The organism is Yoonia tamlensis, assembly GCF_900115105.1.
GTDB lineage: Bacteria > Pseudomonadota > Alphaproteobacteria > Rhodobacterales > Rhodobacteraceae > Yoonia > Yoonia tamlensis.
In genome coordinates, this window is the sequence record NZ_FOYP01000001.1 from 115,767 (window position 1) to 142,496 (window position 26,730).

The following is a 26,730-nucleotide window of genomic DNA, read 5'->3' on the forward strand; positions in this document are numbered from 1 at the left end:
AATTTGATCGCCGCTGCCGGAATTGTTAGAAATTATTGCGCGTCGATTTCGGTTTCAAAGGCCCATGCCAACCAAGGCAGCATGGCTTCGATGTCCGATGTCTCAACCGTTGCACCGCACCAGATCCGCAGACCCGCAGGCGCATCACGGTAAGCACCGATATCGAGCGCGACGTTTTCAGCCTCAAGGCGTTTTGCAACGGCTTTGGCGAATGCAGCGCCGTCTTTGATCCGGTCGTCGGTGAATTTCAGGCACACAGATGTGTTTGACCGCGTCGCCGGATCAACCGCCAAATTGGCGATCCAGTCGTTTTCGGCGCAGAAATTCCAGATCGCGCGCGCGTTGGCATTGGCGCGGTGGATCAGCGCATCCAGACCACCGATTGAACGGCCCCATTTCAGCGCGACAAGGTAATCTTCAACCGCCAGCATTGACGGTGTGTTGATGGTCTCACCGCGGAAGATACCTTCGATCAGCTTGCCGCCTTTGGTCATGCGGAAGATTTTTGGCAATGGCCACGCAGGTGTGTAGCTTTCCAGACGTTCGACAGCGCGGGGCGACAGAACCAGCATACCGTGGGCCGCTTCGCCGCCCATGACTTTTTGCCAAGAGAATGTCGTGACATCCAGCTTGTCCCAAGGCAGGTCTTGGGCAAATGCGGCAGATGTCGCATCGCAGAGTGTCAGACCAGCGCGGTCACCTGGGATCACATCGCCATTGGCCACGCGCACGCCGGATGTGGTGCCGTTCCAAGTGAAACATACGTCATTATCATAGTTCAGCGCCGCCATATCGACGATTTCGCCGTATTCGGCAGTGTGCACTGTGGCTTCGATTTTCAGCTGCTTGACCACATCTGTGACCCAGCCCGCGCCGAAAGATTCCCAAGCGACCATTTCCGCAGGGCGTTCGCCCAACAGGGACCACATCGCCATTTCAAAAGCACCGGTGTCGGACGCAGGCACGATGCCAATGCGGTAGTCAGCGGGAATGCCAAGAATGTCGCGGGTCAGCTCGATCGCTTCGGCAAGCTTTGCCTTGCCCACGGATGCACGGTGTGACCGGCCCAAAGGGGCGTCACGCAAAGCATCCAGATTCCATACGGGGGGTTTGGCACATGGGCCAGAAGAAAAACGCGCATTTGACGGCCGCGTTGCCGGTTTGGTCTTAACCATTGCTGGTATCCTCACAGATATATGCCCTTCGTTGGGGAAGGGTGTCCCACGGCCGGACATAGAGCCTGACTTTGACTTTCACAATGGACAAAATGACGCTAGACCGCCGCTTGAGCCGCTTTTTGCGACACCCTTTGACGCGCATAGGAAACACGATGTTCACGGTCACGCTTTTGACGAACCCCGAAAAACGCAATCTTGAATTGGCGCTGGTCGAAAACCTGCGCAACGCTTGGGGCGGGGGGGACGCGGTTTGGCTATCTGTGGACGAAGTCGCCGAATTTGGCATCGCGCAACTGCCAGATAACCAATGGGATGTCTGGAAAGACTTGCAAAGCGCGGGCGTTGATCTGATTGTACAACCATCTGAAAACAGATGTAAAAAAATGCTGTTGGCCGATATGGATAGCACCATGATCGAACAGGAATGCATTGATGAACTGGCTGCCGAGGCCGGTGTTGGCCCGCGCGTCGCGGACATCACAGCGCGCGCAATGAACGGCGAATTGGATTTCAACGAAGCGCTGACCGAACGGGTTGGATTGCTTGCCGGCCTGCCAGAATCGGTGATCACCAAGGTGCTGGATGAACGCATTACCCTGATGCCCGGCGGGCGGGTGTTGTTGCAAACGATGAAGGCCAATGGTGCCTATGCCGCGCTTGTGTCGGGCGGGTTCACCGCGTTCACCGCGCGAATCGCTGCTGAATTGGGCTTTGATGAAAACCGCGCCAACACGTTACTGGTCGCGGATGGCAAACTGACCGGCGCGCCGGGACTGCCGATTTTGGGCAAGGCGGCCAAAGTGACCGCGCTTGAAGAAATCACCGCGAAATTGGGCATCGCCGAGGCTGACGTGCTGGCCGTGGGCGATGGCGCCAATGATCTGGGCATGCTGGGCCGTGCAGGCACGGGTGTCGCGCTGCATGCCAAACCGTCGGTTCAAAAAGAATGTGACGTGCGGATCAACCACGGTGATCTTACCGCGCTGCTTTATATTCAAGGCTATGCGCGCGACCAGTTCGTGACCTAGCACACCTGTCGCAATCGCTTGCCCAATTGCTGACAGCCATGATGATTCCGGTGTAGGATTGGTTCCAATAACAAGGAGCTGTCCTATGGGTGATTACAATTATGCCACGTTCGCGGCGTCGGATTATGATTTCACGTCGGTAAATGGCCCCGCACTTGGGGCCAAGGCCCCAGATATCGTCGTCACGACTTTGGCTGGCACACAGCGACAGTTGCTGGAATTTGACGCTGATTTTCTGGTGCTTGAGTTGGGCAGCATTACCTGCCCGCTATTCCAGACGCGGCGCAAGGCAATGACGGCGCTGGCGCGTAAGCATTCCAACGCTGTCCACGCGGTTCTATATGTCCGCGAAGCCCACCCGGGTGTGGCGATTCCGGTGCATCAGGATTTTGCGCAAAAGCATTCCTGCGCCAACCGTTTGGCCGAAGCCGATGGCGAAACACGCGAAATCCTGATCGACGGGATTGACGGCGCGGGGCATCGGGCCTTTGGCGGGATGCCCAATGCGGTGTTCATTATTAACCGGAACGGGTGCGTCGTTTTTCGCGCGTCATGGAATAACCCTGGGGTGACTGCGCGCGCGCTTGAGGCTTTGGTTGCGGGGCGGACAATATCGGCCAAAAACTATTTTCGCCCCGCCACCCCCAAGATTGCATTGGAAACCTTCCGCAAGGCCGGAAAGGGATCGGCGCGCGATTTTCTAAAAAGCTTGCCAGCACTGATCTGGGCAAATGTGGTGCGGCGAAATTTGGGATTGTTATTTGGCAGGGCGCAAGACGTGTCAGGTGATATGGCCTGCTAGGCAATTTTCGGGGGCTTGCAATCGCGGCCAAAACCGCGCCAGATGCCGCAATGAAACATGATCTGAAACCAGCGACCATCGCGGCCCATGCCGCAGGTGCGCTTGACCCGCAATCGGGCGGCGTTGTGCCTGCTTTGCAGCCCTCAACCACGTTTACGCGTGATGAAAATTATGAATTACTGCGCGCCGATAACATCTATGCGCGCGATAATTCGGACAATTTGCGGCAGGCTGAAAAAGTGTTGCAGCAGCTAGAAGGTGCGGCTGACACGTTGCTGTTCCCCTCCGGCATGGCGGCAATCGCCGCGGTGTTCCGCACCCTGCCAAATGGCGCAACTGCCGTTATCCAATCCGGCATTTACTGGGGCACAACCGCGTGGATTCGCGATTTTTGTGCGCGGCGCGATGTGACGCTGATTGAGGCCGACGTGCCGGATCTTGCGCAGGCATGTGCCAAACATGATCCGGCGTTGATTTTTGTTGAAACGCCATCAAACCCTTGGCTTAAGAGCGTGGATATTCGCGCGTTGTCTGATGCGACAAAAGCCACCTTGGTCGTGGATGCAACCGCCGCGACACCGATTCTCATGCAGCCGCTTGCGCATGGTGCGGACATTGTGATGCATTCAGCGACCAAGGCGATCAACGGCCATTCGGATGTGCTTGCAGGGGTCTTGTCGACGGGCAGGCCAGACGCGCAAATCTGGCAAGACATCCGCGCGGACCGCAAAGGGGCGGGCGCGATTTTGGGGCCGTTCGAGGCATGGTTGCTGACGCGTTCCATGCGCACGCTGCCATTGCGGGTTGAACGGATGACGCAGAACGCCCAAAGTTTGGCCGAACATCTGTTTGATCATCCGCAAGTCGCGGATGTGTTCTACCCCGGCCTGCCGCACCACGCCGGACATGAAATTGCGAAACGCCAGATGACGGGCGGATTTGGTGGGTTGCTGTCCGTTTTGGTCAAAGGCGACAAGCAAGACGCGCTGCGGGTTGTGGGCAAGCTGGAACTGTTCTTGCGCGCCACGTCGCTCGGCGGGGTCGAAAGCCTTGTTGAGCACCGCCACACGATTGAACCGCACACAGGCATCCCTGAAAACCTGATCCGCGTGTCGGTCGGGATCGAAGATATCGGCGATTTGATAGCGGATTGGAACCAGGCGTTGGGCTGAGCTTGCTGATGGCCGTTCGCGCACCACCCAAAAAAACCCGGGCATAGAGCCCGGGCAAGTCCAACAGGGAGGTGGTGATATGAACCGATCACCGGCGGTATTCTTGGGCCCGGTCGCATGCTGGGGGAGGAGCCATGCAACCGGGGGAGTAACCTTACGCCACCAATCTATAACCGCCAGATTCGGTCACAAGAAGGCGCGCATTGGACGGATCTGGTTCTATTTTTTGGCGAAGACGGTAAATATGTGTCTCTAATGTGTGCGTGGTCACGCCCGCATTATAGCCCCAAACCTCGTGCAAAAGCACATCGCGGGCGACAACTCCGTCGGTTGAACGGTAGAGATATTTGAGAATATTCGTCTCTTTTTCGGTCAGCCGAACCTTCTTATCGTCTTCTGTTATCAGCATTTTTTGGGCAGGCTTGAATGTATAGTGCCCCAGCTGGAACACCGCATCCTCAGACTGTTCATGCGCGCGCAGCTGGCTGCGGATCCGCGCCAGAAGTACGGGGAACTTGAACGGTTTGCTGACATAATCGTTGGCGCCGGCATCAAGACCCAGAATTGTGTCTGCATCGCTGTCTTGCGCGGTCAACATCAGAATCGGGCATTTCACGCCTTGTTTACGCATCACGCGGCAGAGTTCGCGGCCGTCGGTATCAGGCAGGCCGACATCAAGGATCATCAGATCGTAAAGTCCTTCTTTGGCCTTTACCATCGCGCTCGCACCGTCGTCGGCTTCAAAGACATCAAAGTCCTCGGTCATCAGCAATTGCTCGCCCAATGCTTCGCGCAGGTCGTCATCATCGTCGACCAGTAGAATTTTCTTGAGTTGTGCCATCACATCCTCCTTCGTTACCCACTAGAAATGTGCCTTTGATACGTATGAGACAAGGTTTTCCGTCAAACTTTCACACGCTCGTGTGATTAAACGTGCAAATGTTTCACTTTGCTTCAGAACAGGGTATCCGTTTGAAACAGAATACGGGCGTCTACATGGAATTTTCACCGAATATTACAGAGCGGTTGGCACGTGCGCGGGCGGATCTGCGCATGGGGGTGCCTGTGGTGCTTGAGGGTGGCGCGGTTGTTCTCGCCGCCGAGACCCTGACCGCAGAACGGCTTGCCGCATTGCGCAACCTTGGCGGAGAGCCGTCGCTTGCCCTGACAAGCCGGCGTGCCCAGACGCTCAAGGCACCCGCATATGATGGCGATGTCGCGCGAATTGCGCTGCCTGCCGATGCGTCGCTTGCGTGGGTTTTGTCGATATCCGATCCAGCGGATGATCTGCGCGCACCGATGAAAGGGCCAGTCCAGAGCCTGCGCGCTGGCGATGCGGCGATGCACCGCGCGGCAATTGCCCTGACCAAGGCCGCGCGCCTGTTGCCGGCCGCAATTGTGTTGCCTATCGCCCAAGCGGCTGAATTTGCGCGGGCGCAGAACCTGACGTTGGTGCCTGCATCCGCTGCGATCGACGACGGGCTCAGCCCGCTGAACCCGATTGTCAGCGCGCGCCTGCCACTGTCGGTATCCGAGGCGGGGCGGCTTCATATTTTTCGCCCCGATGATGGCGCAGAGGAACATTATGCCGTTGAAATCGGCAGGCCCGACCGCAGCAAACCCGTGCTATCACGGCTGCATTCGGCCTGTTTCACGGGTGATCTGCTTGGGTCGCTCAAATGTGATTGCGGCCCGCAATTGCGCGGGGCACTGGCGCAGATGGGTGCCGAAGGGGCAGGGGTGCTGCTGTATCTGAACCAAGAAGGGCGCGGTATCGGGCTTGCGAATAAAATGCGCGCCTATTCCCTGCAAGATCAGGGGTTTGATACGGTCGAGGCCAATCACCGTTTGGGATTTGAAGACGATGAACGCGATTTCCGGATCGGCGCTGAGATTCTCAAGCGGATGGGGTTTGGCGCGACCCGACTGCTGACCAATAACCCCGCGAAGGTCGCAAAAATGGAAAGCTGCGGCATTACGGTTGTTGAACGGGTGCCGCTAAAAGTTGGCGAAAACGCGCATAATCACGGGTATTTGGCAACCAAAGCCGAAAAATCAGGCCACTTGCTCTAGCCGTTCACGGGTTGGCGGATGTTTCTTGCTTTAATGCATGTGCAAGGTCAGGGTGCCGCCGCGCAAGGCTTTGCACTTCTTGGCCAAGGCTGGTGATGGAAAGTGATCCGTCGCGATCCGTTTCGGCGAGCCGCAGTTTTATCAAACTGGCAGCTTCAAACCCCATACAGGCCATTGTTTTCGAACAGGCGCGCGCGCAATTAAGCCGCGCCAATTCATTGGGCGTCAGGATTTTCAGAATTTCCAAAGCCATACTCATAACAATACACACGTTGCTAAAGGCGCCAGTTTTGGCTGACATCCAACGTTATACGTAGGCTAGATTATTTCCGTCGGTATTTGTTGAAGAAACGATAGTGCCAGATTTGATGACACCAGCGCGCCGTTGCGCCGAAAACGGTGGTTGGGTATCAGTTTGCTATGAAGCCGATTGACCTCGTTTTGACCCCAACCCACCTGCGGTTTATGAACCGGCGCTTTGCCTGTACGATCGGGCGTGGCGGGTTAGCATCCGACAAAACCGAAGGCGACGGCGCAACCCCCGTTGGCACCCACCGGATTGTTGACATGTTTTACCGCGCTGACCGGATGGCGCGACCTGCGGATTGGGCGCGCCCTATCGGCCCGCGTGATCTGTGGTCGGATGACGTGTCGGACCCTGCCTATAATCATCGGGTGCGCGCACCGCATGGGTTTAGCCACGAACACCTGCGTCGCGCGGATCCGATGTATGACCTGATATTGGTTACCGACTGGAACTATCCGCATGCCGCCGCTGGCAAGGGATCGGCTATTTTTATCCACCAGTGGCGCGGGCCGGGGCGACCGACGGCAGGTTGCATTGCGTTTCGGCGTGATCATCTGCGCTGGATTGCGCAGCGGATCACCTGCGGATCACGGCTTGTTATCGCATAGCCGCTGGACCTTGGTGCATATATGATGCGAGATGCACCCGATTGTACCAAAGGTATTGACCCAGATGACCCCAGACGAAATTGCCGCCTTGCCCTACCGTCCCTGCGTGGGGATTATGCTTGCCAATACGCGCGGGCATATCTTTGTCGGCCAGCGCATTGATCGCGACACAGATGCCTGGCAAATGCCGCAAGGCGGCGTCGATCCGGGTGAAAATACCTATGAAGCCGCCCTGCGCGAGTTGCTTGAAGAAACCGGCATCACCCCCAATCTGGTCAGCCTCGACGCCGAATGCCCGGGGCTGATCCCCTACGATTTGCCACTCGATCTGGTGCCGAACATCTGGAAGGGCCGGTTTCGCGGGCAAGAACAGAAATGGTATCTTTTGCGCTATCATGGCGCGGATAATCAGGTGAATATCGCAACCAAGCACCCCGAGTTTTCGGCATGGAAATGGATCGCGCCCAGTGAATTGGTCGGTGCAATTGTGCCCTTTAAGCGTGCGGTCTATGCGCAGGTTCTGGACGCGTTCAAAGCTAAACTGTAACCCCCCAAAGAAAGGTACCTGCGATGAAAAAAGTGACACTTACCCTTACTTTTGCCTTGATGGCTGGTCAGTTGCAGGCGCTTAGTTGTATGCGTCCCGATCCGGTTGCAGCATTTGCGCAGATCGCGCAGGCGCCCGAACCCTATTACGTGCTTTATGGCCGGCTTTCGTTTGATGAAACGGCGCTCCCTGCGGGATTTCGTGACACGTTTGACGGCGAACCGGCACCCATCCCCGCACGGTTCGAAGGCAAAGGGTTAACAAACGCGGGTTTCACATCCGATTTTATCAGCCCTGCCCAGTTACAAGTGGAATGCGCCGCAAATTACTGCGGCACAGCCCAAAGCGGTATCGACGCACTGTTTTTTGTGCGCGCCGACCAGACACCTGTGACCATGATAGCAGGCCCGTGCGGCGGCATGATTTTCCCTGAACCTTCGCAAGCATTGCGCGACCAGATCACCGCCTGCATGCAAGGCGGCTGCTAGCGGAGCCGTTCAAGTAACCCCAGCGACGGATGCCCGTCGGGGATCAACCCCTGCGCGGCCTGATAGGCACGGATTGCGCGGCGCGAATTGGGGCCGATCTGCCCGTCAATGCCCCCTGTCTGATAGCCCGCGTCGCTTAACAACTGTTGCAGTTCGACCCGTTCGGCGCGCCGTAGCTGCCGTTCGCCGGCAGGCCACCCTGCGCGCAACCCGTCCATGCCGCGTATCCGGTCACCCAGATGGCCGACGCCAATGATATAGGCCTCTGCGTTATTGTAGCGCGAAATCACATCGAAATTGCGGAACACCAGAAACGCGGGGCCGCCTGCACCCGTTGGCGTGATAAGCGAGGCATCACCGTAATTCGGCACAGCGTGCCCGTTTATATCACCCACGCCAAGCCGCGCCCATGCCGCCGGGCTGCGCGAAACGCTACGGCCGGTTTGGTTATAGTCAAATCCGCGCGGCAGAATGACTTCGACACCCCAGGGCTGGCCTTGCTGCCAGCCAAACCTGCGAAAATAGGCCGCCGTTGACGCCAGCGCGTCGCTCGGGTCGTCAGCCCAGATATCGCGCCGCCCGTCGCCGGTGAAATCAACGGCATAGGCTTCGTAAGAAGTCGGGATAAACTGCGTGTGCCCCATCGCGCCAGCCCATGACCCTGTCATATTCTGCGGCGCGACATCGCCGTTTTGCAAGATTTTCAATGCGGCAATCAGCTGGCTTTCAAAGAACCGTCCGCGCCGCCCGTCATAGGCCAAAGTCGCAAGCGTCGATATCAGCGGGGTATCGCCGCGCCGCTGGCCGTAATTGCTTTCCATGCCCCAGACGGCCAGCACGACATGTGGCTCGACCGCATAAGTGGCCTCTATCCGCGCCAATAGCCGCCCGTGCTGGCGCAGCATTTCGCGTCCGTTGCGCACCCGATCATCCGAGGCAGCTGTGCCCATGTAATCGGCCATCGGTTTTACGAATTCGGCCTGATTGCGGTCACGCTCGATACTGTCTTGCAAGTATTGTGCGCCCTGAAATGCGGCGTCGAACGTGCGGTCCGAAATGCCAGCGGCATTGGCGCGTGCGCGAAAATTTGCGATCCACGTGCCAAAGCCGCGCGCATCGGCCAAGGCGGGCCGTGCCAGCGTGATAGCGGTGCCTGTCATAAGAAACTGTCTGCGATCCATTTTTTGGCCTCATTGTTTTTCGTGCAACCTAGTGCAGAATCACGCGCTGCGTAAATCAACTTTGCGCCAGATGTCAGTTATGGTCAGCAAAGCGCGCATTGCGGCTGGGCAGGGGCCGCGGGGGCGGCTAGGTTCGGGCGATGACACCCGTTTGTGACCCCAAGGTGCAAGCCGCCTTTGATGCTTTCCCCGCGCCTGCGCAGGCTGCTGCAATGGTCTTGCGCAAGCTGATATTTAATGAAGCGGCCCAAGATCCAAGGATCGGCCCACTGACCGAGACCCTGAAATGGGGCCAGCCCGCCTATCTGACTGCGACAACGAAATCAGGCACGACTTTGCGGTTAGGCGTCCCCAAAACGGGCGGCTGTGCGATCTATGCGCATTGTGCGACCACTGTGATCAGCCGATATGCGCAGGCATTTGCCGATCTTGATAACGTCGAAGGCAACCGCGCGGTGCATTTTGCAACCGCGCAGGATATTGCGCCGGACCGTATCGCGCTATTGATACGTCACGCGCTAACCTATCATCTTTAGCGCCGCGTGCGTTTGACCTTGCGCGCGATTTTTGCGGCCTTCTTGCGCGATGAACCTGCTTTGCGCCGTGCTGGTTTGCCGCGACCGCGCATCGGGCCACGTGGCACCGCGCGATCATCAATCGAAAGCAACTCCACGATCAGCCCGCCGGTAACGGGTGTCGCTTCTGCCAGTTTGACGGTGACCCGCTGCCCCAATGAAATCATAAGCCCTGTGTCAGCGCCCATCAGTGTTTGGCTGTCGGCATCGTAATGGAAATATTCGCGCCCCAGATTGCGGATCGGAATCATACCGTCAGCGCCGGTTTCGTCCAGCTTTACGAACACGCCGAATTTTGCGATCCCGCTGATCCGCCCCGTCATTTCGGCGCCGATCCGGTCGGAAAGGAAAGCCGCCAGATAGCGGTCAGTCGTGTCGCGTTCGGCAACCATCGACCGGCGTTCTGTGTCGGAAATCAGTTTGGCCGTGTCGGGAAGATGTTCAACATCCCACGGGCTAAGCCCGTCTTTGCCCCAACCATGTGTCGCAATCAGTGCACGGTGCACGATCAGATCGGCATAGCGCCGGATCGGCGACGTGAAATGCGCATAAGCGCGGAGCGAAAGCCCGAAATGCCCAAAGTTTTCAGGGTTGTAATAGGCCTGCGTCATCGACCGCAATGTGGCGATATTGACCAGTTCCGCGTTCTCTGTGTCCTTGGCCTGCGCCAGAAGCCGGTTCAGATGGGCGGTTTTCAGAACCTGTCCCTTGGCCAAAACCAGCCCCGCCGCATGTGCAACCTCGCGCAGCGCATCCAGTTTGTCGCTATTGGGTTCTTCATGCACACGAAACAGCAGTGGCGATTTTTTCGCGATCAGGGTTTCGGCGGCGGCGACATTGGCCAGCACCATGAATTCCTCGATCAATCGGTGCGCATCCAGTCGCTCTTTGAAATTCACAGAACTGACCTTGCCATCATCGCCCAGCACAATCTGGCGTTCGGGCAGATCAAGCTCAAGCGGTTGACGTTTTTCGCGCGCGCGCACCAACGCATCGTAAGCCGCATAAATCGGCCGGATGACATCATCCATCAGCGGCGCAACCTTGTCGTTGGCGCGCCCGTCCATCGCGTCCTGCACTTCTTCATAATTGAGCGAGGCAACTGATTTCATCAATCCGCGATGGAACGTGTGATCAATCAGATTGCCGCTAGCGTCGATACGCATTGCGACGGCCAGACAGGCGCGTTCAACGCCTTCGTGCAACGAACATAGATCACCTGACAGGCGGTCTGGCAGCATGGGCACGACGCGGTCGGGAAAATAGGTGGAATTGCCACGCTTGCGGGCCTCGATGTCCAGCTCGGACCCCGGAGTCACGTAATGGGCAACATCGGCGATCGCGACCCAGATGATAAAACCGTCCGCGTTTTTCGGGTCGGGGTCAGCCTCGACATAACAGGCGTCATCGTGATCGCGCGCGTCCCATGGATCAATGGTGATCAGGGGCATGTCGCGCAGGTCTTTGCGGCCCTTTAGCCCTGCGGGTTTGGCTGCGTCGGCTTCGGCCACGACAGCATCGGGGAAATGATCGGGAATCCCATGCTGGTGGATCGCAATCAGGGACACGGCGCGCGGCGCACTCGGATCACCCAAGCGGGCGATAATGCGGGCCTTGGGCAGGCCCATGCGCCCCTTGGGGCCGGATTGTTCGGCCTCGACCAGTTCGCCGTCTTTGGCACCACCAGTGGCATCGGCGGCGACGGTCCATTCCTTGTCAGCGCCCTTGTCCACGGGCACAACGCGCCCGCCTTCGGACCCTGCACGAAACACGCCCAGAATGCGCAACGGGTTGCTGCCAATGCGGCGGATCATACGGGCGGTATGTGAATGGTGTTCCGTTTTGTCGACGGTCAAGCGGCCCAAAATACGGTCGCCTTTGCCAAGCGCCGGATCGCCGTCACGCGACAGCATCAAGATCACGGGTTCGGCACCTTGACCATTCCATTCAAGCGGTCGCGCAAATAGATCGCCATCCGCATCTGGACCTGTAATTTCTAGAACGGATACCGGCGGCAGATCTTCGGCATCGCGGTAGGATGCGCGGCGCTTGGTCAGCTTGCCCTCGTCCTCAAGCTCTTTGAGCAAGCGCTTGAGATCAATGCGGGCTGCACCCTTGATCCCAAAGGCCTTGGCGATATCGCGCTTGGCGGCTTTGGTGGGGTTCTGGGCGATCCATTCAAGGATCTCGGATTTGGACGGGATACGTATCATCCGCCAGCCCTAGCACGGAAGATCAGGGCCGTCACGGGGATTGGGCAGGGCCGATGCAAGTGAAGTCAGGAAATCGCGACGGAAACAGTGCGCAGAGCCGTGGTACATAAGACTGACACCCAAAGGAGCCGGATATGCCTCATCTTCGTACAGCCGCATTCATTGCGATCATTGCCGCACAAACCGCCCATGCCCATGACAACCAAAGCAGCGTGGAAACCCGTGGCGAGATGACATGTATCAGGTCAAACGGTGCCCCCAATCACGACATGGGCCGGTTTCCCAACCGCGGCAATCCGAATGCGTTTCGGGCGCAGAGTTTGACGTTTTGTTTTTCAACAGTGCCGCAATTGACGGGTGCTGTGACCGGCGGGCAAATGACGGTGGGCGTGTCGGTGACAGGCGTGCCGATCCGGCCCTATACGGCGGGTTATTATGACCCCAACGGGCGGCGCGGCGTTGGCCGTGACCCGTCAAGCGGCTGGCGCGTGCAGGCCATGCAGAACCCGCGCAGCCTTGGCATGGATGACCAGAACGCGCATGTGGACCAGTCAGGGCTTTATCATTACCACGGCGTGTCCGGTGATTTACTGGCCTCGCAGGGGGGCAGCCTTATCGGCTATGCCCCTGACGGGTTTGAAATCCGCTATAGTCCGGCAACTGCAATTTCATCGTGGCAGTTGAAGGCGGGGACACGGCCAAGCGGGCCGGGGGGGCGCTATGACGGGACCTATGAGGAAGATTTCACCTATGTTGCCCAAAGCGGGACGCTTGATGAATGCAACGGTGGCATGGTGAATGGCACCTATACCTATTTTGCCACCGACAGCTACCCGTATTTCCCGCGCTGCTTTAAAGGCGAGGTCAATCCGCGTTTTATGACGCGCAATTAGGCGCGATTTGTGTGGTCTCGGCTGTTTTGTGCCGGTACATATTTTGCGGGGTGCCTAACCTGTAAAAGTATATAGATATCAACCCGATGATGGTGCGATGCACCTAGGTGAACAGGTCGGGGATTTCTATGCAGGTATCGCAGTTCGGTTTTTACGGGCTTTATTGGGGGGTGCCGTTTCTTGTTGCAGTGATGGCCGTCCTGATCGCGCTAAAGTTTTCGAATAAGAAGGCACGCGGTCTTTTGATTGTTGCCGGCTTTCTGGCCGCCTCTGGCTACTATTTCTGGTTTGAACTTACAGTGCGCTACGAGGCTTTGACGGTTTTTACGGCCGAAAGCTGTGATCAGGGGCGTGTGCGTTATCATTTGCCATTTGGTGAAGGTGTATCGGTCAAAATTGACAACACGCTTGATGGGGCGGCGCGTACTGTGGGCTATTATGCAGGGCTAACGGCAGTTTCAAATCAAACGGATCATGATCTGCTCATATCCGAGGTGATCTATACGCATGAAGGTGTACCAGCCCGCCGGCGTGCCGACTTGGATGGCTACGTTATTGCGGCTGGTGAAACCCATGCGCTCAAGATCCATGACAGTGACATGTATTTTCTTGAGCCACTACCGGAAACATTTCGGGTCACGACGACTGGGTTCGAGCTAAGCAAATATGCGGTGCGCTGCAATGAACCAATAGATGGTCAATAAGGTTAAGGGCGGACAGTTTCTAAACAAGAAACTGTTGCCAAATCCTTATGAAGGATTTGGCAACAGACTTTCTGTGAAAGTCTGTCTGCACCCGACCTAGATTGATCGCGCCATGTCCCGATGCGCAATGCCTGCGTCATCATAGAATGCCCCATAGGCGACAAAGCCGAGCGTTTCATAAAACCCGATGGCGTGGTCTTGTGCGCTCAATTGTGCGCGCGAAACATGCGGAATTTTGCGCAACTGGTCGATGGCTGCATTTACCAGTTTTGCACCCAACCCTGTGCCGCGATGGTCGCGCAGCACGCAGATGCGCCCGATTTTGCCGGTATCACCCGCGATCAAGATCCGTGCGGTGCCGACAGGTTTCCCGCCAGTATGCGCCAGAAGGTGGATTGCCCCTTCGTCAAGACCGTCCATTTCTTCGGCTTCGGAAATTCCCTGTTCATCCATGAACACTGCGCGGCGCAATGCGATACAGGGCGCATAATCGGTGACAACTGCGATCATGCAAAGTAGTCCCGCAAGATACGTGTATAGATGGATTTGAGCTGGCCGATCTGGTCAACGGCGACCCGTTCATCAACCTGATGCATGGTCTTGCCAACAAGCCCGAATTCGACAACAGGACAATGATCTTTGACAAACCGCGCGTCCGATGTGCCGCCGGATGTCGACAGTTCCGGCGTGCGCCCGGTTTCGGCTTTTACCGCCTTTGCAACCAGATCGGATAGCGCGCCGGGCGGCGTGACAAAGCTTTCGCCGGAAACTTTGACTTTCATGTCGGTGTCCACGCCGAATGTGTCTTTGATCAGCGCGACCTCATCTGCGAACCAATCAATGATTGACTGGCTGGAATGCGCATCGTTGAACCGCACGTTCACGGTGGCATTGCAGCTTGCGGGGATCACATTTGTTGCGGGGTTACCTGTGTCGATGGTGACAACGGCCAATGTCGACGGATCAAAATGATCGGTGCCCTGATCCAGCGCATGCGACGACAGCCGGTCCACCAGTCGCGCCATCGCGGGCAGCGGGTTGTTTGCGCGGTGCGGATAGGCCGAATGCCCCTGTTCGCCGCGCACCGTGAACCACGCCGTCAGCGACCCGCGCCGCCCGATTTTCATCGTTTCGCCCATTTCATTGGGGCAGGTGGGTTCACCGACCAGACAGACGGTCATCGCCTCATTATTGGTGGCCATCCAGTCAAGCAGGGCGGTCGTGCCGTCAAGCGCGTCTGCCTCTTCATCCCCCGTAATCGCCAGCACTATTGCACCGTCAGGCGGGGTATCGGCGACAAAATCAATCGCGGCAGCGGCAAATGCGGCCACACCGGATTTCATATCCGTGGCCCCGCGCCCATACATAAACCCGTCCTTGATTTCAGCGCCAAACGGATCAACCGACCAATCGTCACGGTTCCCTATCGGGACAACATCGGTATGGCCGTTGAACCCGAATGTGCGGTTGGCACCTTGGCGCCCCCAGCGGGCATAAAGGTTTGCAATCCCGCCGCGATCGACACGCGTACACGTGAATCCGCCGTCCGTTAGCAGCTTTTCAAGAAGCACCAGCGCGCCACCTTCAGCCGGCGTGACAGAGGGGCAGCGGATCAAATCAGCGGTCAGTGCAACAGGATTAATGGGCATTCTGGGTCTCCTTTGCGCCATGGCTAGCCCGAGAACCAAGGGGATGCAAATGGTCCTACGCTGGCTTTGTCCCGCTTATGGGCGTACCATTGTTTCAAGGGATATGATTACGATGCTTTGTACGGAACAACGCCGGATGCGCTTGGCGCGCCGACGCAGGTTATTGTCGATTTCTTCAATGCGCGCGGCGCGGCCCCGCTGCGGGTGTTTGATGTCGGCTGCGGGCATGGCCGCGATGCGCTGTTTATCGCGCGGTTGGGGCACAGCGTTGTGGGCGTTGATCTTTCCGCGCATGGTATCCGTGATCTCAATACTGCGGCGGCAAGCGAAGGTCTGAAAATAATCGGCGAAGTGGCCGATATCACGACCTATGCGGCGGACGGCCTGTTTGACGTCGTGCTGATAGACCGCACGCTGCATATGCTGGGCAGGCAGGCGCGGATTGACGTGCTGACCAAGTTGATCGGCCATGTTGCGCCCAAGGGCTGGCTTTTGATCGCGGATGAAAAATCGAACATGGCGGATTTCAAAGCCGTCATCGCGGATGATGCCGCTGACTGGGCTGCCACCTTGGACAAGGGTGGCACGCTGTTTTTGCAGCGTGATTAGGCTTTGTCAAAAAAAGGCGTCATCTGCGCGACAATCACGCTGTTCTCTTCCAATGCGCGCGCCATCAGTTCTTTTTCCTCGTCGGAAATGTCGTGGCCTTCCTCGAGCCGTTCTTCGAGCGTGCCGTAGCCTGACACATCCAAGGGCGCAAGGTCGGCCTGTTTGAGAATCGCGACCGTTTCGCGCACCGCTTCCGCCTCGTCCACGCCGCTGGCGTAGCACATGAGTGCGGCGCCTGATGCGTCTTCGGGCAGGCCGTCGTTTTCGTTGCGTCCGACTTCGACCAAAAGCGTGAATACCTTTTGGCGGCTTTCTTTTTTGGCCATTATTTGTCGTCCTCTTCAAAGCGGGATTTTGCGGCCCAAAGCGATGAAATAATCAGCACGATTTGCGCCGGCAGATAGATCACCACCATCAAAAACAGGATGGTCCAGATCAGCGACATATGCATGACATAGGTCACTGTCACGGCGGGCATCCAAAGCGCCGCCAGCACAAGCCCGACAATCACCGCATCAGCCAGCACAAGCAGCCACGCCGCCCGCCGCGTGGGGCGTTTCCCCGCGGCGATGCGTTTGCGCGCAACTGTGCGGCTGAACAGCATTTAGTCGCGCAGTAGTTCGTTGATGCCGGTCTTGGACCGTGTCTTCGCATCAACGCGTTTCACGATCACGGCGCAATAGAGGTTCACACCGTTCTTGGATGGCATGGAGCCCGCAACAACCACGGAATAGGGCGGTACTTCGCCGTACATGACTTCGCCGGTTTCGCGGTCAACGATTTTGGTCGATTGGCCGATAAACACGCCCATGCCCAAAACGGCGCCTTCGCGCACGATGCAGCCTTCGACGACTTCGGACCGCGCACCGATGAAACAATTGTCTTCGATGATGGTCGGGCCAGCTTGCATCGGTTCCAATACGCCGCCGATTCCGACGCCGCCAGACAGGTGCACGTTTTTGCCGATCTGTGCGCAAGATCCGACAGTTGCCCAAGTATCAACCATTGTGCCAGAATCGACATAGGCGCCAAGGTTCACGAACGATGGCATCAAAACAACGCCGGGGGCCACATATGCAGACTTGCGCACAATTGCGTTTGGCACGGCGCGAAAACCTGCGGCGCCGAATTCTTCATCGCCCCAGCCTGCAAATTTGCTGTCGACCTTATCCCACCAGCCGGACCCTTGCGGGCCACCGGATTGAAATTCCATATCTTTGATGCGGAACCCAAGCAGAACAGCCTTTTTCGCCCATTGGTTCACATGCCAGCTGCCATCGTCTTGCTTTTCCGCAACGCGCAGGCTGCCGCTATCCAAAGCACTTAGCGTATCTTCGATAGCTTCGCGGGTTTCGCCTGTGGTGGAGGGGGTAATCGTATCGCGGGCATCCCACGCGGCTTCGATTGCGGTCTCAAGGGCAGCATTTGACATCGGGGGTCTCCGGTTTCTTGTGGTCACGTGTTGCCATGGGCTATAGACCGGAAAAGCATAAAAGCGCAATGCGAGGAAACGCAGTATGACCGACGATCGCCGCCATCCACTCCGCCATAGTTCTCAAGACCGCGAAGCAGCGAGCCATATTCCCGACACCCCGCAAACCCGCGCACCATCCTACGCGCTTGCCTTTGCTGACGAGGATTTTCTGTGCCGCGAAGAATTGCGCCCCGTGCGGTTGCAATTGGAATTGCTCAAGCCTGAAATGCTGATGGATGAAGCAGGGATAAATTCGACGATTGTTTTGTTTGGCGGCGCACGTATTCCATCGCCCGCGAACAAGCATATGGCCCGCACGCAAACGCTGGCGGACCTGTCCGAGTATTATGCGCAAGCGCAGGAATTTGCGCGGATCATGACCGAACGGTCGCTGAAATCCGGCGGCGCAGACGATGTGATCGTGACCGGTGGTGGCCCCGGCGTGATGGAAGCAGGCAATCGCGGCGCACAAGAGGCGGGCGGAAAATCGATTGGCCTGAACATTGTGCTGCCGCATGAACAGGCGCCAAATGAATATGTGACACCCGAGCTGTGTTTCAACTTTCACTATTTTGCGATCCGCAAAATGCATTTCCTGATGCGCGCCTCGGCGGTTTGCGTGTTTCCGGGCGGTTTTGGCACCTTGGACGAAATGTTCGAAGCCCTGACCCTGATCCAGACCGGCCGCATGGCGCGGGTGCCGTTCTTGCTGTTTGGCAAAGAATTCTGGGAAAAGATCATCAACTGGGATGCGCTGGCCGATGCGGGCACGATTTCGGCAGATGATCTTGAGCTTTTCCAATTTATCGACACAGCCGAACAGGCTGTCGCGGCCATTGATGGCTGGGTCGGCAAGGGCGAAAAGCGTGGCGTGATTCCAGGACGTTGATCCATGCACAAGGCAATTATGGTGATGGGCGTATCCGGCGCCGGCAAATCAACGATCGCGCAGGGTTTGGCCGATGCGCTGGGCGGGGTCTATCTGGACGGGGATGATTACCACCCGCAAAGCAATGTCGAACACATGGCGGCGGGCAAGCCGTTGACGGATGATATGCGCTGGCCATGGCTCGATATTCTGGCGGGGGCGGTGAATGCGTCACGCAGCGAACATATTACGGTTTTTGCCTGTTCTGCCCTGACACGCGCCTACCGCGACCATTTGCGCGCTGCGATCCCCGATTTGCAGGTGGCCTACCTTGATGCACCTTATGAAGTTGTATCCGCCCGCATGGCGGCGCGCGAAAACCACTATATGCCTGTCAGTCTGCTCGATAGCCAGTTTGCAGCGCTTGAAGTGCCGCGCAACCCTGCGGTCACTGTGTCAATAGATCAGCCCGTGCCTGCAATTATTGCGGCGCTATCTGTTCTTGGCTAGCGGGATTTCCAATTGTTGCATAGGCGTGGTCAGCGGTGATCTGATCGCTTGGATGGCCGCGCGCGCCAAGAATGCACCTGCAGCCCCGACCTTTTCGTTGACGGTTAAGATGTCCGCGCGGAACAGGTTCAGAAACGGGATTGCCTCTTTGGTGGAAACATCAATTTCACGCCCGACCTGTGCGCCGGTTTGTTCAAGCCCCGAAACCGCGCCCATCGCCGAAGATGTCGATGCGGTCAAAATCGCATCAATTTCGGGACGGCTGCGCAATGTTTGCAAGACATAGTCTACAACATCATCGATCTGGGTATCGCTCGTTATCGGGTCCGCAAGAATTGCGTTGATCCCGCGTTCTGCCGCAGCTTTGCGGGTGCCATAGATCATGTGCTGGGCATAGGCATGGGCCGCCGGAGGCGCGATCACCAGAACATTCTTGCGCCCGCGATCGGCCAGTTCGTTTATCGCGATTTCGCCAAAGGCGCTGTTATCAAAGTCATAATAGGCGTGGCGGTCGGACCAGTCGGATCGGCCATGTGTCGCAAACGGGAAATGCCGTTCCATCAGATAGGCAATGCGCGGGTCTTGTGGTTGGACCTGATTGATGATGACAGCATCCGCTGATCCGGTTTCGACGATATAGCGGACCGGATCCATCGGGTCTTGATCTGGAAAAAACGGTGTAACAACAAGATGATAAGGCGTGTCGCGCAACCCGCCGGCAACAGATGAAATCAGCCGCGCTGTGTGGCTCATCACGTCGTGTTCGGTCGACATGACAAGGCTGATGACATTCGTGCGCCCTGTGCGCAGTCGTACGCCAGCGCGATTGGGGATATAGCCGACCTCTTTGGCGATCTTGCGAATCAGCTTCTTGGTTTCGGCGCCAATATCAGGTGCATCATTGAGCGCCCGCGATACCGTCGGAACGGCCAGACCACTGATCCGCGCAATTGTTTTCAACGTGGGCTTGGCTGGTGCAGCGCGTGCTTCCGCCACTGTTTCGGGCAGTGCCTTTTTTTGCGGCATTTCAGTTTCCTCCCTTATTTTTAAGGCAGTTTCCTACGAAATCTCCTCCACGAAACTTCTGGACTGCACTTAAAACCCGTTTAAACTCAGGTCGTTACCAATACTCACCAAGCGATTTGTTAACAATGTCTTATTTTTGCTTGCTAGGTCAATCTAAAACGATATAGGCTTTACTACAACGATTTAGAACCAGGGAGGAGAGAATCGTGAAACTCACTACAAAACTGATGGCACTCACAGCCATCGTCAGTGCATCTTCCGCGTCAGCGGTCGAACTTGAGGTGATGCACTGGTGGACATCCGGCGGCGAAGCCGCAGCGGTGGCCAAATTTGCTGAAGCATGGGATGCAACAGGCAACACATGGGTTGACGGCGCTATTGCCGGCGGCGGCGACACAGCCCGCCCAATCATGGTGAGCCGCATCATCGGTGGCGATCCACCCGCAGCGTTCCAGTTCAACCACGGTCGTCAGGCTGAAGAACTGATCGAAGCCGGGCTTCTTTTGGACCTGACAGATGTTGCCGAAGCCGAAGGCTGGGCTGACATCGTGAACCCGTCCAACCTGCTTGACGCGTGTACTGTTGACGGTCGCATCTACTGTGCGCCTGTGAACATTCACTCATGGCAGTGGATGTGGTTGTCAAACGGCGCCTATGAAAAAGCCGGTGTTCCTGTGCCAACCTCATGGACAGAATTCGCAGCTTCTGCTGATGCGCTTGTCGCAGCTGGCATCACGCCACTTGCGATGGGTGGCCAATCTTGGCAGCAAAACGGTGCATTCGGCGTTATGTCCGTTGCACTTGCAGGCACTGACGCTTGGCTGGCTGTAAACCGTGACAAAAACGCGGAAGTTGCCGGTGGTCCAGAATACGCACGCGTATTCGAAGCATTCGGCGCTGCCCGTGAATTGTCAGCTGGCCTGAACGTTCAAGACTGGAACCAAGCGACTGCTGCGGTTATCAATGACACTGCCGGTGCGCAGATCATGGGTGACTGGGCGCAAGGCGAATTTGCTGTTGCAGGCGAAGTTGCTGGCGAAGACTACTCTTGCCTTCCAGGGCTGGGTGAAGTCGCCGTTCTGTCAACCGGTGGTGATGCGTTCTACTTCCCTGTGGTAGACGATGCTGAAATCACTGCTGCACAAAAAGAGTTGGCCGCACTGCTGCTGTCTCCGCCTGTTCAGGTGTCATTCAACTCCGCGAAAGGCTCTTTGCCGATCCGTGGTGACGTTGACCTGACAACAGTGAACGAATGTACGCAAAAAGGTCTTGATCTTTTGGCTGCTGGCAACCTGCTTCCTGACGGTGCTGCACTGTTGTCACCAGACACAGTGACACAGTTGAACGACCTTATGACAGAGTTCTGGAACACACCTTCCATGACCCCTGCTGAAGTTCAAGAACAGTACGCAGCAATCATCGCAGACGCTGACTAATCGCGTCACACGCTAAACGTGCACAGGCCCTCCGGTTTATTGGGGGGCCTGTGTCACAGTCTAGCCAAGATATTCTAGGGAGGAATAAATGGCGCTCACTGATGCCACTGATACCGGACAAAATATTCCGGTCCAAAAACCCAAACGTCTTTTCAAAAACTTAGCATCCAAGATTGCAGCGATCCCGATGGTGTTCACTGCGCTTGTGATCTTTGTTGGTGGCACGGTTTGGACGATCGTCTATTCCTTTACCAGTTCCGGTCTGTTGCCGCGGCTCAAATGGGTCGGGCTTGATCAATACGAACGTCTCTGGAACAGCCGCAAATGGCTGGTTTCCATCGAGAACCTCGCGATCTACGGGATTTGTTCGCTGATCCTGACGCTTGTCATCGGCTTTACGCTTGCCGCCCTTCTTGACCGCAAGGTCCGCGGCGAAGGCGCATTGCGTACCATTTTTCTATACCCTTTTGCGCTGTCATTCATTGTGACAGGCCTGATCTGGCAATGGATCCTGAACCCCGAGCTGGGCTTGCAAAGCGTCATGCGCGGGATCGGTTGGGAAAGCTTTGCTTTTGATCCGTTGAACAATTCGAAACTTGTGATGTTTGGTCTGCTGATTGCGGGGCTGTGGCAAGGCACGGGATTGATCATGTGTATCATGCTTGCCGGTCTGCGCGGCATCGACGAAGACATCTGGAAAGCCGCCCGCGTTGACGGGATCGGCACTGTCAAAACCTATATCCGCGTGATTATCCCGATGATGCGTCCGGTTTTTGTGACCTCGCTGGTGCTGATCGGGTCGGGCATCGTCAAGCTGTATGACCTTGTTGTGGCCCAGACATCGGGCGGGCCGGGGCTTAGCTCTCAGGTGCCGGCGATGTACGTGATGACCTCCATGTTTGGTGGCCAGAACCTTGGCCAGGGCTTTGCGGCCTCGACCATGATGCTTGTCAGCGTTGTCATTATCCTTGTCCCTTGGGCAATTCTTGAATTCGGAGGGAAGAAGCGTGGCTAATTCCGATACTATGGCCGCTCCTGCTGCCCTTGCCGCCGGTCCACGTGGGCCAAAACCGAAACGCCGCATGTCGCGTGGCAATATCATGGTCTATGGCACGCTGCTTGTGTTCGCGCTGTATTACGCGCTGCCGCTTTATGTGATGATCGTGACCTCGCTCAAGGGGATGCCCGAAATCCGGCTTGGCAATATCTTTGCACCACCGATGGAAGTCACGTTTGAACCTTGGGTCAAGGCGTGGTCGCAGGCTTGTACCGGCATCAACTGCGATGGGCTGTCGCGCGGGTTCTCAAACTCTGTGCGTATCCTGATCCCTTCCGTCATCATTTCGGTCGCCGTGGCCAGCGTGAACGGCTACGCGCTGTCGATGTGGAAATTCAAGGGCTCCGAAGTCTTTTTCGCAATTCTGATGATCGGGGCGTTCATTCCCTATCAAATCATGCTCTACCCGATTGTTATCTTGCTGCGCGAAGCCGGTCTTTACGGGTCGCTGACCGGTCTGGTGCTGGTGCATGTGGTCTTTGGGATGCCGATCAACACGCTGTTGTTCCGCAACTATTTCGCATCCATCCCCGAAGAATTGTTCAAGGCCGCGCGTGTCGATGGCGCAGGCTTCTGGGCGATCTTTTTCAAGATCATGCTGCCGATGTCGCTGCCGATCTTTGTTGTGTCCCTGATCATTCAGGTGACAGGCATCTGGAACGACTTCTTGTTTGGTGCAAGCTTCACCGGACCGGATTTGTATCCAATGACTGTGCAACTCAATAACATCGTGAACTCCGTACAGGGTGTCAAAGAGTACAATGTAAACATGGCAGCAACACTGCTGACCGGACTTGTACCGCTGACAATCTACTTTGTGTCTGGAAAACTTTTCGTACGCGGCATCGCTGCCGGCGCTGTCAAAGGCTGATATATCATGACTAACTCAATCGAAATCAAAAACCTCGACCTGTCGTTTGGCGCTGTCAAAGTACTTCAGGACCTTAATCTGAACATCGGCGAAGGCGAATTTCTTGTGCTGCTCGGGTCTTCGGGCTGTGGGAAATCGACACTGCTGAACTGTATCGCGGGCTTGCTTGAAGTCACGGACGGCCAGATTTTCATCAAGGGCAAGAACGTCACTTGGGCAGAACCGTCTGAACGCGGCATCGGCATGGTGTTCCAATCCTATGCGCTCTACCCGCAGATGACCGTGAAGGGGAACCTGTCGTTTGGTTTGAAAAACGCGCGCGTCCCCAAGGACGAGATCGAAAAACGCGTCGCACGCGCCGCTGAAATCCTGCAAATCGAGGCACTGCTTGACCGTAAGCCTGGCGCGCTGTCTGGTGGTCAGCGTCAGCGTGTTGCGATTGGTCGTGCGCTGGTGCGGGACGTGGATGTGTTCTTGTTCGACGAACCCTTGTCGAACCTTGATGCCAAGCTGCGTGTTGATCTGCGGGTCGAATTGAAACGCCTGCACAACCAGTTGCAAAACACGATGGTTTACGTGACCCACGATCAGGTTGAGGCGATGACATTGGCCGACCGAATTGCCGTTATGAAAGGCGGCAAGATCATGCAATTGGGCACACCGGATGAAATCTATAACCAGCCGCGTAACCTTTATGTCGCGGACTTTATCGGTAGCCCGTCCATGAACTTCTTGCATGGTCACCTTGAATCAGGCGCGTTCCGCGTTGACGATATGGTCATGCCGATGGTGGGCTATGAATTTGCAGCCCCGCAAACCGCTGATCGCCCCGCTGTGATCGGTATCCGTCCCGAACATGTTGTGACGGGCGAGTTGGTGAAAAACGCACCACTGAAGTTCGACGCATTTGTTGATCTGGTCGAACCGATGGGGTCGGATACATTGGTTTACGCAAAACTGGGCCAGCATAGTTTCCGCATCCGCATGGATGGCCAAGCCCGCGTGAAAGAAGGCGAAACGCTGGAAATCGGGATTGATCCATCACGCGCATCCCTGTTCGACCGCGACACCGAGGACCGCCTATGACCCAACTGGATTTGGCAGGTGCATGGGCGCTGTCTGACGACAGCGGCGAATATTCCTGCGCAATGCACATGCCAACGGATGGTATTTCAGCCCTGCTTGATGCGGGGCTGATCCCGGACCCCTATTGGGGGCGCAATGAATATGACCTGCGTTGGATATCACTGCGCGACTGGACAGTTTCCCGTCATTTCGACACTTCCGAAATCGATATAGATTTGGTCCTGTCCGAGGTCGACACGGTCGTCACAGTGCGCGTCAACGACCAGATTGTGCTAGAAGCTGAAAACGCATTCCGGGCCTACCGTGTGCCGCTTTCGGGTGTCGCAAAGGTTGGCGCGAACACAATCAGCATCACCTTCCATTCGCCTGTTGTTGCGGGTGGCAAAAAACATGCAGCGCATCCGTTCGAGCTGCCAATCAGCAAGAACTGTCCGATCCCTGACGGGAATTTCCTGCGCAAACCCGCCTGTGATTTCGGCTGGGACTGGAACATCGCGCTGGCACCTTTCGGTATCTATGGCCGCATGGCGATCGAACCATCGCAGGCCGCACGCATTGACCGGCTGGCGATCACCCAGACCCATGCGGATGGTGCGGTGACCCTTGGCGTGACAGCCTATACCGCCAACCATGACGGCGAAGTGACTGCCACCATTGCGGGGCAGGTGGTGACAGGGCAGGCGGAAAATGGCGTTTGTGAACTTAGCGTGCTGATCGAAAACCCCGATCTTTGGTGGCCCGTCGATCAAGGCGATCAGCCGCTTTACGATCTGACCGTTACAGCGGGGACTGCGACCGCGCAGCGCCGGATTGGCCTGCGTGACCTGCAACTTGTGACCGAAACCGACGATATCGGGCTTGGCTTCAAGTTTCGGATCAACGGCCGCGACGTGTTCTGCAAGGGTGCAAACTGGATTCCCGCTGACGCGCTGGCCGGTCAAATCACGGATGCGAAAACGCGTGACCTGCTGCAATCGGCTGTCGATGCGAACATGAACATGGTCCGTATCTGGGGCGGCGGACGCTATGAACCGACGTCGTTCTATGATGCCTGCGATGAAATGGGTCTGTTGGTCTGGCAGGACTTTATGTTCGCCTGCAACCTTTACCCGTCCGACAACGCGTATCTGAAAGAGGTGCGCGCCGAGGTCACCGACAACGTCGCGCGGATGCACCATCACGCCTGTATCGCGATCTGGTGCGGCGATAATGAACTGATCGGCGCGCTGGGCTGGTACGATTGCAGCATCAACGACCGCGATCGCTATCTGGTGAACTATGACCGGCTGAACCGCGCGATTGAGACGCAACTGCTTGAAATTGACCCAACGGCGATCTGGTGGCCTTCTTCGCCTTCTCCGGGGCCAATGAATTTTGGCGATGCATGGCATGACGACGGTTCGGGCGATATGCATTTCTGGTCGGTCTGGCACGAAGGGCGCGACTTTGATCACTACCGCGATGTGGGGCCTCGGTTCTGTTCCGAATTCGGGTTCCAAAGCTACCCGTCGATGAACGCCGTGCGCAAATTCGCAGGCGAAGCCGATCAGAACATCGCGGCGCCTGTGCTGGAAAGTCATCAAAAGAACGCTGGAGGCAATGCGCGAATCGCGGAAACCATGTTCCGCTATTTCCGCTGGCCCAAGCATTTTGACGATTTCGTCTATATGTCCCAAGTCCAACAGGGCCTTGCGATCAAAACAGCCGTTACCCATTGGCGCAGCCTGAAACCGCGCTGCATGGGCACGTTGATCTGGCAGTTGAATGATACATGGCCTGTCTGCTCTTGGGCCTCGCTTGACCATGGCGGAGACTGGAAGCTGATGCACCACATGGCGCGCGAATTCTATGCGCCTGTCATGGTCACCGCTGTGCCCGTCGACGGTAATTTCGTGATCCGCGCGGTCAATGATGCGCCGCAGGCTTGCGAGGTGTCTGTCACTGTTTCTGCGGTGGATATGGCGGGTAATCTGCGTGCGCTTCACGCTGGCGGGGCCACGGTGGAAACGTCAGCTGTTGACGTGCTGACAATTAAGGGCGCTGATCTGAACCCCGATGAAATGCTGCATTTCACTTGGGAAACCGACGCGGGCGCGACAGGCAGCGATACTTTCGCACCAAAACCTTACAAAGACTATGATCTGCAGGCACCAAACCTGACCCAGATTGTTTCTGGCAATACGCTCACACTTACCGCGCAAACGCTGGCGCTGTTCGTCGCAATCGAGGCCGATGTGCCCGGTCGCTTTGATCACAACGCGTTTACGCTTTTGCCAGGGCAAACCAAGGTTGTGCAATTCACGCCAACCGATCCTGCGGATCAACCTAATTTCACGCTGCGCGATCTGCACAGCGCGACCTACGCCTAATGAGGG

29 protein-coding genes are annotated in these 26,730 nt (G+C 56.8%); 18 read left to right on the forward strand and 11 right to left on the reverse strand.

Features of this window, described 5'->3' with window-relative positions:
• Positions 1-32: 32 nt before the first annotated feature.
• The gene (locus BM320_RS00595; protein ID WP_090195061.1) at positions 33-1,175 is read right to left on the reverse strand and encodes a phosphoserine transaminase; all 1,143 of its coding nucleotides are present in this window, start codon (positions 1,173-1,175) and stop codon (positions 33-35) included.
• Positions 1,176-1,330: 155 nt separating this feature from the next.
• Here BM320_RS00595 and serB point away from each other — a divergent pair, with 155 nt between their 5' ends.
• The 3 genes from serB to BM320_RS00610 all read left to right on the forward strand — a co-directional run bounded on the left by serB (position 1,331) and on the right by BM320_RS00610 (position 4,180).
• Positions 1,331-2,206 carry a phosphoserine phosphatase SerB gene (gene serB / locus BM320_RS00600; protein WP_090195063.1) on the forward strand — a complete coding sequence of 292 codons (876 nt, stop codon included), beginning with the start codon at positions 1,331-1,333 and terminating at the stop codon, positions 2,204-2,206.
• Between the two features lie 85 nt (positions 2,207-2,291).
• The gene (locus tag BM320_RS00605; RefSeq protein WP_090195066.1) at positions 2,292-3,008 is read left to right on the forward strand and encodes a deiodinase-like protein; all 717 of its coding nucleotides are present in this window, start codon (positions 2,292-2,294) and stop codon (positions 3,006-3,008) included.
• Positions 3,009-3,058: 50 nt separating this feature from the next.
• Complete coding sequence (locus BM320_RS00610; RefSeq protein WP_090195068.1) at positions 3,059-4,180, forward strand: trans-sulfuration enzyme family protein; 1,122 nt, start codon at positions 3,059-3,061, stop codon at positions 4,178-4,180.
• A 154-nt stretch (positions 4,181-4,334) separates the two neighbouring features.
• On the opposite strand, the gene BM320_RS00615 is transcribed toward BM320_RS00610, so the two are convergent.
• Positions 4,335-5,021, reverse strand: coding sequence for a response regulator transcription factor (locus BM320_RS00615; RefSeq protein WP_090195071.1), 687 nt, complete (start codon positions 5,019-5,021; stop codon positions 4,335-4,337).
• A 155-nt stretch (positions 5,022-5,176) separates the two neighbouring features.
• Here BM320_RS00615 and ribA point away from each other — a divergent pair, with 155 nt between their 5' ends.
• Positions 5,177-6,253 carry a GTP cyclohydrolase II gene (ribA, locus tag BM320_RS00620; protein WP_090200197.1) on the forward strand — a complete coding sequence of 359 codons (1,077 nt, stop codon included), beginning with the start codon at positions 5,177-5,179 and terminating at the stop codon, positions 6,251-6,253.
• Between the two features lie 4 nt (positions 6,254-6,257).
• On the opposite strand, the gene BM320_RS00625 is transcribed toward ribA, so the two are convergent.
• Positions 6,258-6,500 (reverse strand): hypothetical protein, encoded by a 243-nt coding sequence (locus BM320_RS00625; RefSeq protein WP_131802229.1) that lies wholly within the window; start codon positions 6,498-6,500, stop codon positions 6,258-6,260.
• Between the two features lie 173 nt (positions 6,501-6,673).
• Here BM320_RS00625 and BM320_RS00630 point away from each other — a divergent pair, with 173 nt between their 5' ends.
• The 3 genes from BM320_RS00630 (at position 6,674) to BM320_RS00640 (ending at position 8,203) form a co-directional block, all read left to right on the forward strand.
• Positions 6,674-7,168: a L,D-transpeptidase family protein gene (locus BM320_RS00630; protein WP_090195075.1), complete on the forward strand. Its 495-nt coding sequence runs from the start codon at positions 6,674-6,676 to the stop codon at positions 7,166-7,168.
• A gap of 64 nt (positions 7,169-7,232) precedes the next feature.
• Positions 7,233-7,715, forward strand: coding sequence for an RNA pyrophosphohydrolase (locus BM320_RS00635; protein WP_090200199.1), 483 nt, complete (start codon positions 7,233-7,235; stop codon positions 7,713-7,715).
• A 23-nt stretch (positions 7,716-7,738) separates the two neighbouring features.
• Complete coding sequence (locus tag BM320_RS00640; RefSeq protein ID WP_090195078.1) at positions 7,739-8,203, forward strand: hypothetical protein; 465 nt, start codon at positions 7,739-7,741, stop codon at positions 8,201-8,203.
• Here the strand turns inward: BM320_RS00640 and BM320_RS00645 are convergent.
• The gene (locus tag BM320_RS00645) at positions 8,200-9,384 is read right to left on the reverse strand and encodes a lytic murein transglycosylase (protein WP_090195081.1); all 1,185 of its coding nucleotides are present in this window, start codon (positions 9,382-9,384) and stop codon (positions 8,200-8,202) included. The genes BM320_RS00640 and BM320_RS00645 overlap by 4 nt on opposite strands.
• A 140-nt stretch (positions 9,385-9,524) precedes the next feature.
• Here BM320_RS00645 and BM320_RS00650 point away from each other — a divergent pair, with 140 nt between their 5' ends.
• Positions 9,525-9,920 (forward strand): DUF1801 domain-containing protein, encoded by a 396-nt coding sequence (locus BM320_RS00650; RefSeq protein WP_090195084.1) that lies wholly within the window; start codon positions 9,525-9,527, stop codon positions 9,918-9,920.
• On the opposite strand, the gene rnr is transcribed toward BM320_RS00650, so the two are convergent.
• Positions 9,917-12,172: a ribonuclease R gene (gene rnr / locus BM320_RS00655; protein ID WP_090195087.1), complete on the reverse strand. Its 2,256-nt coding sequence runs from the start codon at positions 12,170-12,172 to the stop codon at positions 9,917-9,919. The two genes, BM320_RS00650 and rnr, sit on opposite strands and share 4 nt — an antisense overlap.
• Positions 12,173-12,306: 134 nt before the next feature.
• Between rnr and BM320_RS00660 the strand changes: the two genes are divergently transcribed.
• A complete protein-coding gene (locus tag BM320_RS00660) occupies positions 12,307-13,065 on the forward strand; it encodes a YHYH protein (RefSeq protein ID WP_090195090.1) in 759 nt (252 codons plus the stop codon).
• A gap of 128 nt (positions 13,066-13,193) precedes the next feature.
• The gene (locus BM320_RS00665; protein ID WP_090195093.1) at positions 13,194-13,769 is read left to right on the forward strand and encodes a hypothetical protein; all 576 of its coding nucleotides are present in this window, start codon (positions 13,194-13,196) and stop codon (positions 13,767-13,769) included.
• A 96-nt stretch (positions 13,770-13,865) separates the two neighbouring features.
• On the opposite strand, the gene BM320_RS00670 is transcribed toward BM320_RS00665, so the two are convergent.
• The gene (locus BM320_RS00670; protein ID WP_090195096.1) at positions 13,866-14,279 is read right to left on the reverse strand and encodes a GNAT family N-acetyltransferase; all 414 of its coding nucleotides are present in this window, start codon (positions 14,277-14,279) and stop codon (positions 13,866-13,868) included.
• A complete protein-coding gene (gene dapE / locus BM320_RS00675) occupies positions 14,276-15,418 on the reverse strand; it encodes a succinyl-diaminopimelate desuccinylase (RefSeq protein ID WP_090195099.1) in 1,143 nt (380 codons plus the stop codon). Before dapE ends, BM320_RS00670 begins: the two co-directional genes overlap by 4 nt.
• A 117-nt stretch (positions 15,419-15,535) precedes the next feature.
• Here dapE and BM320_RS00680 point away from each other — a divergent pair, with 117 nt between their 5' ends.
• A complete protein-coding gene (locus BM320_RS00680; RefSeq protein WP_165614963.1) occupies positions 15,536-16,027 on the forward strand; it encodes a class I SAM-dependent methyltransferase in 492 nt (163 codons plus the stop codon).
• Here the strand turns inward: BM320_RS00680 and BM320_RS00685 are convergent.
• Genes BM320_RS00685 through dapD form a run of 3 tightly spaced genes read right to left on the reverse strand, consistent with a single transcriptional unit; the run spans position 16,024 to position 17,459 of the window.
• On the reverse strand, positions 16,024-16,353 hold the full coding sequence (locus BM320_RS00685; RefSeq protein WP_090195104.1) for a DUF8846 family protein: 330 nt from the start codon (positions 16,351-16,353) through the stop codon (positions 16,024-16,026). The genes BM320_RS00680 and BM320_RS00685 overlap by 4 nt on opposite strands.
• Positions 16,353-16,631, reverse strand: a complete 279-nt coding sequence (locus BM320_RS00690; RefSeq protein WP_090195106.1) for a hypothetical protein — start codon at positions 16,629-16,631, stop codon at positions 16,353-16,355. The genes BM320_RS00685 and BM320_RS00690 overlap by 1 nt, the downstream gene beginning before the upstream one ends.
• Positions 16,632-17,459: a 2,3,4,5-tetrahydropyridine-2,6-dicarboxylate N-succinyltransferase gene (gene dapD / locus BM320_RS00695; RefSeq protein WP_090195109.1), complete on the reverse strand. Its 828-nt coding sequence runs from the start codon at positions 17,457-17,459 to the stop codon at positions 16,632-16,634.
• Positions 17,460-17,544: 85 nt separating this feature from the next.
• Here dapD and BM320_RS00700 point away from each other — a divergent pair, with 85 nt between their 5' ends.
• Both BM320_RS00700 and BM320_RS00705 read left to right on the forward strand, forming a co-directional pair.
• Positions 17,545-18,390, forward strand: coding sequence for an LOG family protein (locus tag BM320_RS00700; RefSeq protein ID WP_090195113.1), 846 nt, complete (start codon positions 17,545-17,547; stop codon positions 18,388-18,390).
• Positions 18,391-18,393: 3 nt separating this feature from the next.
• Complete coding sequence (locus tag BM320_RS00705; protein WP_090195116.1) at positions 18,394-18,879, forward strand: gluconokinase; 486 nt, start codon at positions 18,394-18,396, stop codon at positions 18,877-18,879.
• Here the strand turns inward: BM320_RS00705 and BM320_RS00710 are convergent.
• A complete protein-coding gene (locus BM320_RS00710) occupies positions 18,862-19,905 on the reverse strand; it encodes a LacI family transcriptional regulator (RefSeq protein WP_090195119.1) in 1,044 nt (347 codons plus the stop codon). The genes BM320_RS00705 and BM320_RS00710 overlap by 18 nt on opposite strands.
• 206 nt (positions 19,906-20,111) lie before the next feature.
• On the opposite strand from BM320_RS00710, the gene BM320_RS00715 reads away from it, so the two are divergent.
• The 5 genes from BM320_RS00715 to BM320_RS00735 all read left to right on the forward strand — a co-directional run bounded on the left by BM320_RS00715 (position 20,112) and on the right by BM320_RS00735 (position 26,724).
• Positions 20,112-21,341 (forward strand): ABC transporter substrate-binding protein, encoded by a 1,230-nt coding sequence (locus BM320_RS00715; RefSeq protein ID WP_242650922.1) that lies wholly within the window; start codon positions 20,112-20,114, stop codon positions 21,339-21,341.
• A gap of 88 nt (positions 21,342-21,429) precedes the next feature.
• Positions 21,430-22,356, forward strand: a complete 927-nt coding sequence (locus BM320_RS00720) for a carbohydrate ABC transporter permease (protein ID WP_090195125.1) — start codon at positions 21,430-21,432, stop codon at positions 22,354-22,356.
• Between the two features lie 10 nt (positions 22,357-22,366).
• Positions 22,367-23,269 (forward strand): carbohydrate ABC transporter permease, encoded by a 903-nt coding sequence (locus BM320_RS00725; protein WP_090195130.1) that lies wholly within the window; start codon positions 22,367-22,369, stop codon positions 23,267-23,269.
• A gap of 6 nt (positions 23,270-23,275) precedes the next feature.
• Complete coding sequence (locus BM320_RS00730; protein ID WP_090195133.1) at positions 23,276-24,355, forward strand: ABC transporter ATP-binding protein; 1,080 nt, start codon at positions 23,276-23,278, stop codon at positions 24,353-24,355.
• Complete coding sequence (locus tag BM320_RS00735) at positions 24,352-26,724, forward strand: beta-mannosidase (RefSeq protein ID WP_090195136.1); 2,373 nt, start codon at positions 24,352-24,354, stop codon at positions 26,722-26,724. Before BM320_RS00730 ends, BM320_RS00735 begins: the two co-directional genes overlap by 4 nt.
• Positions 26,725-26,730 lie beyond the last annotated feature (6 nt).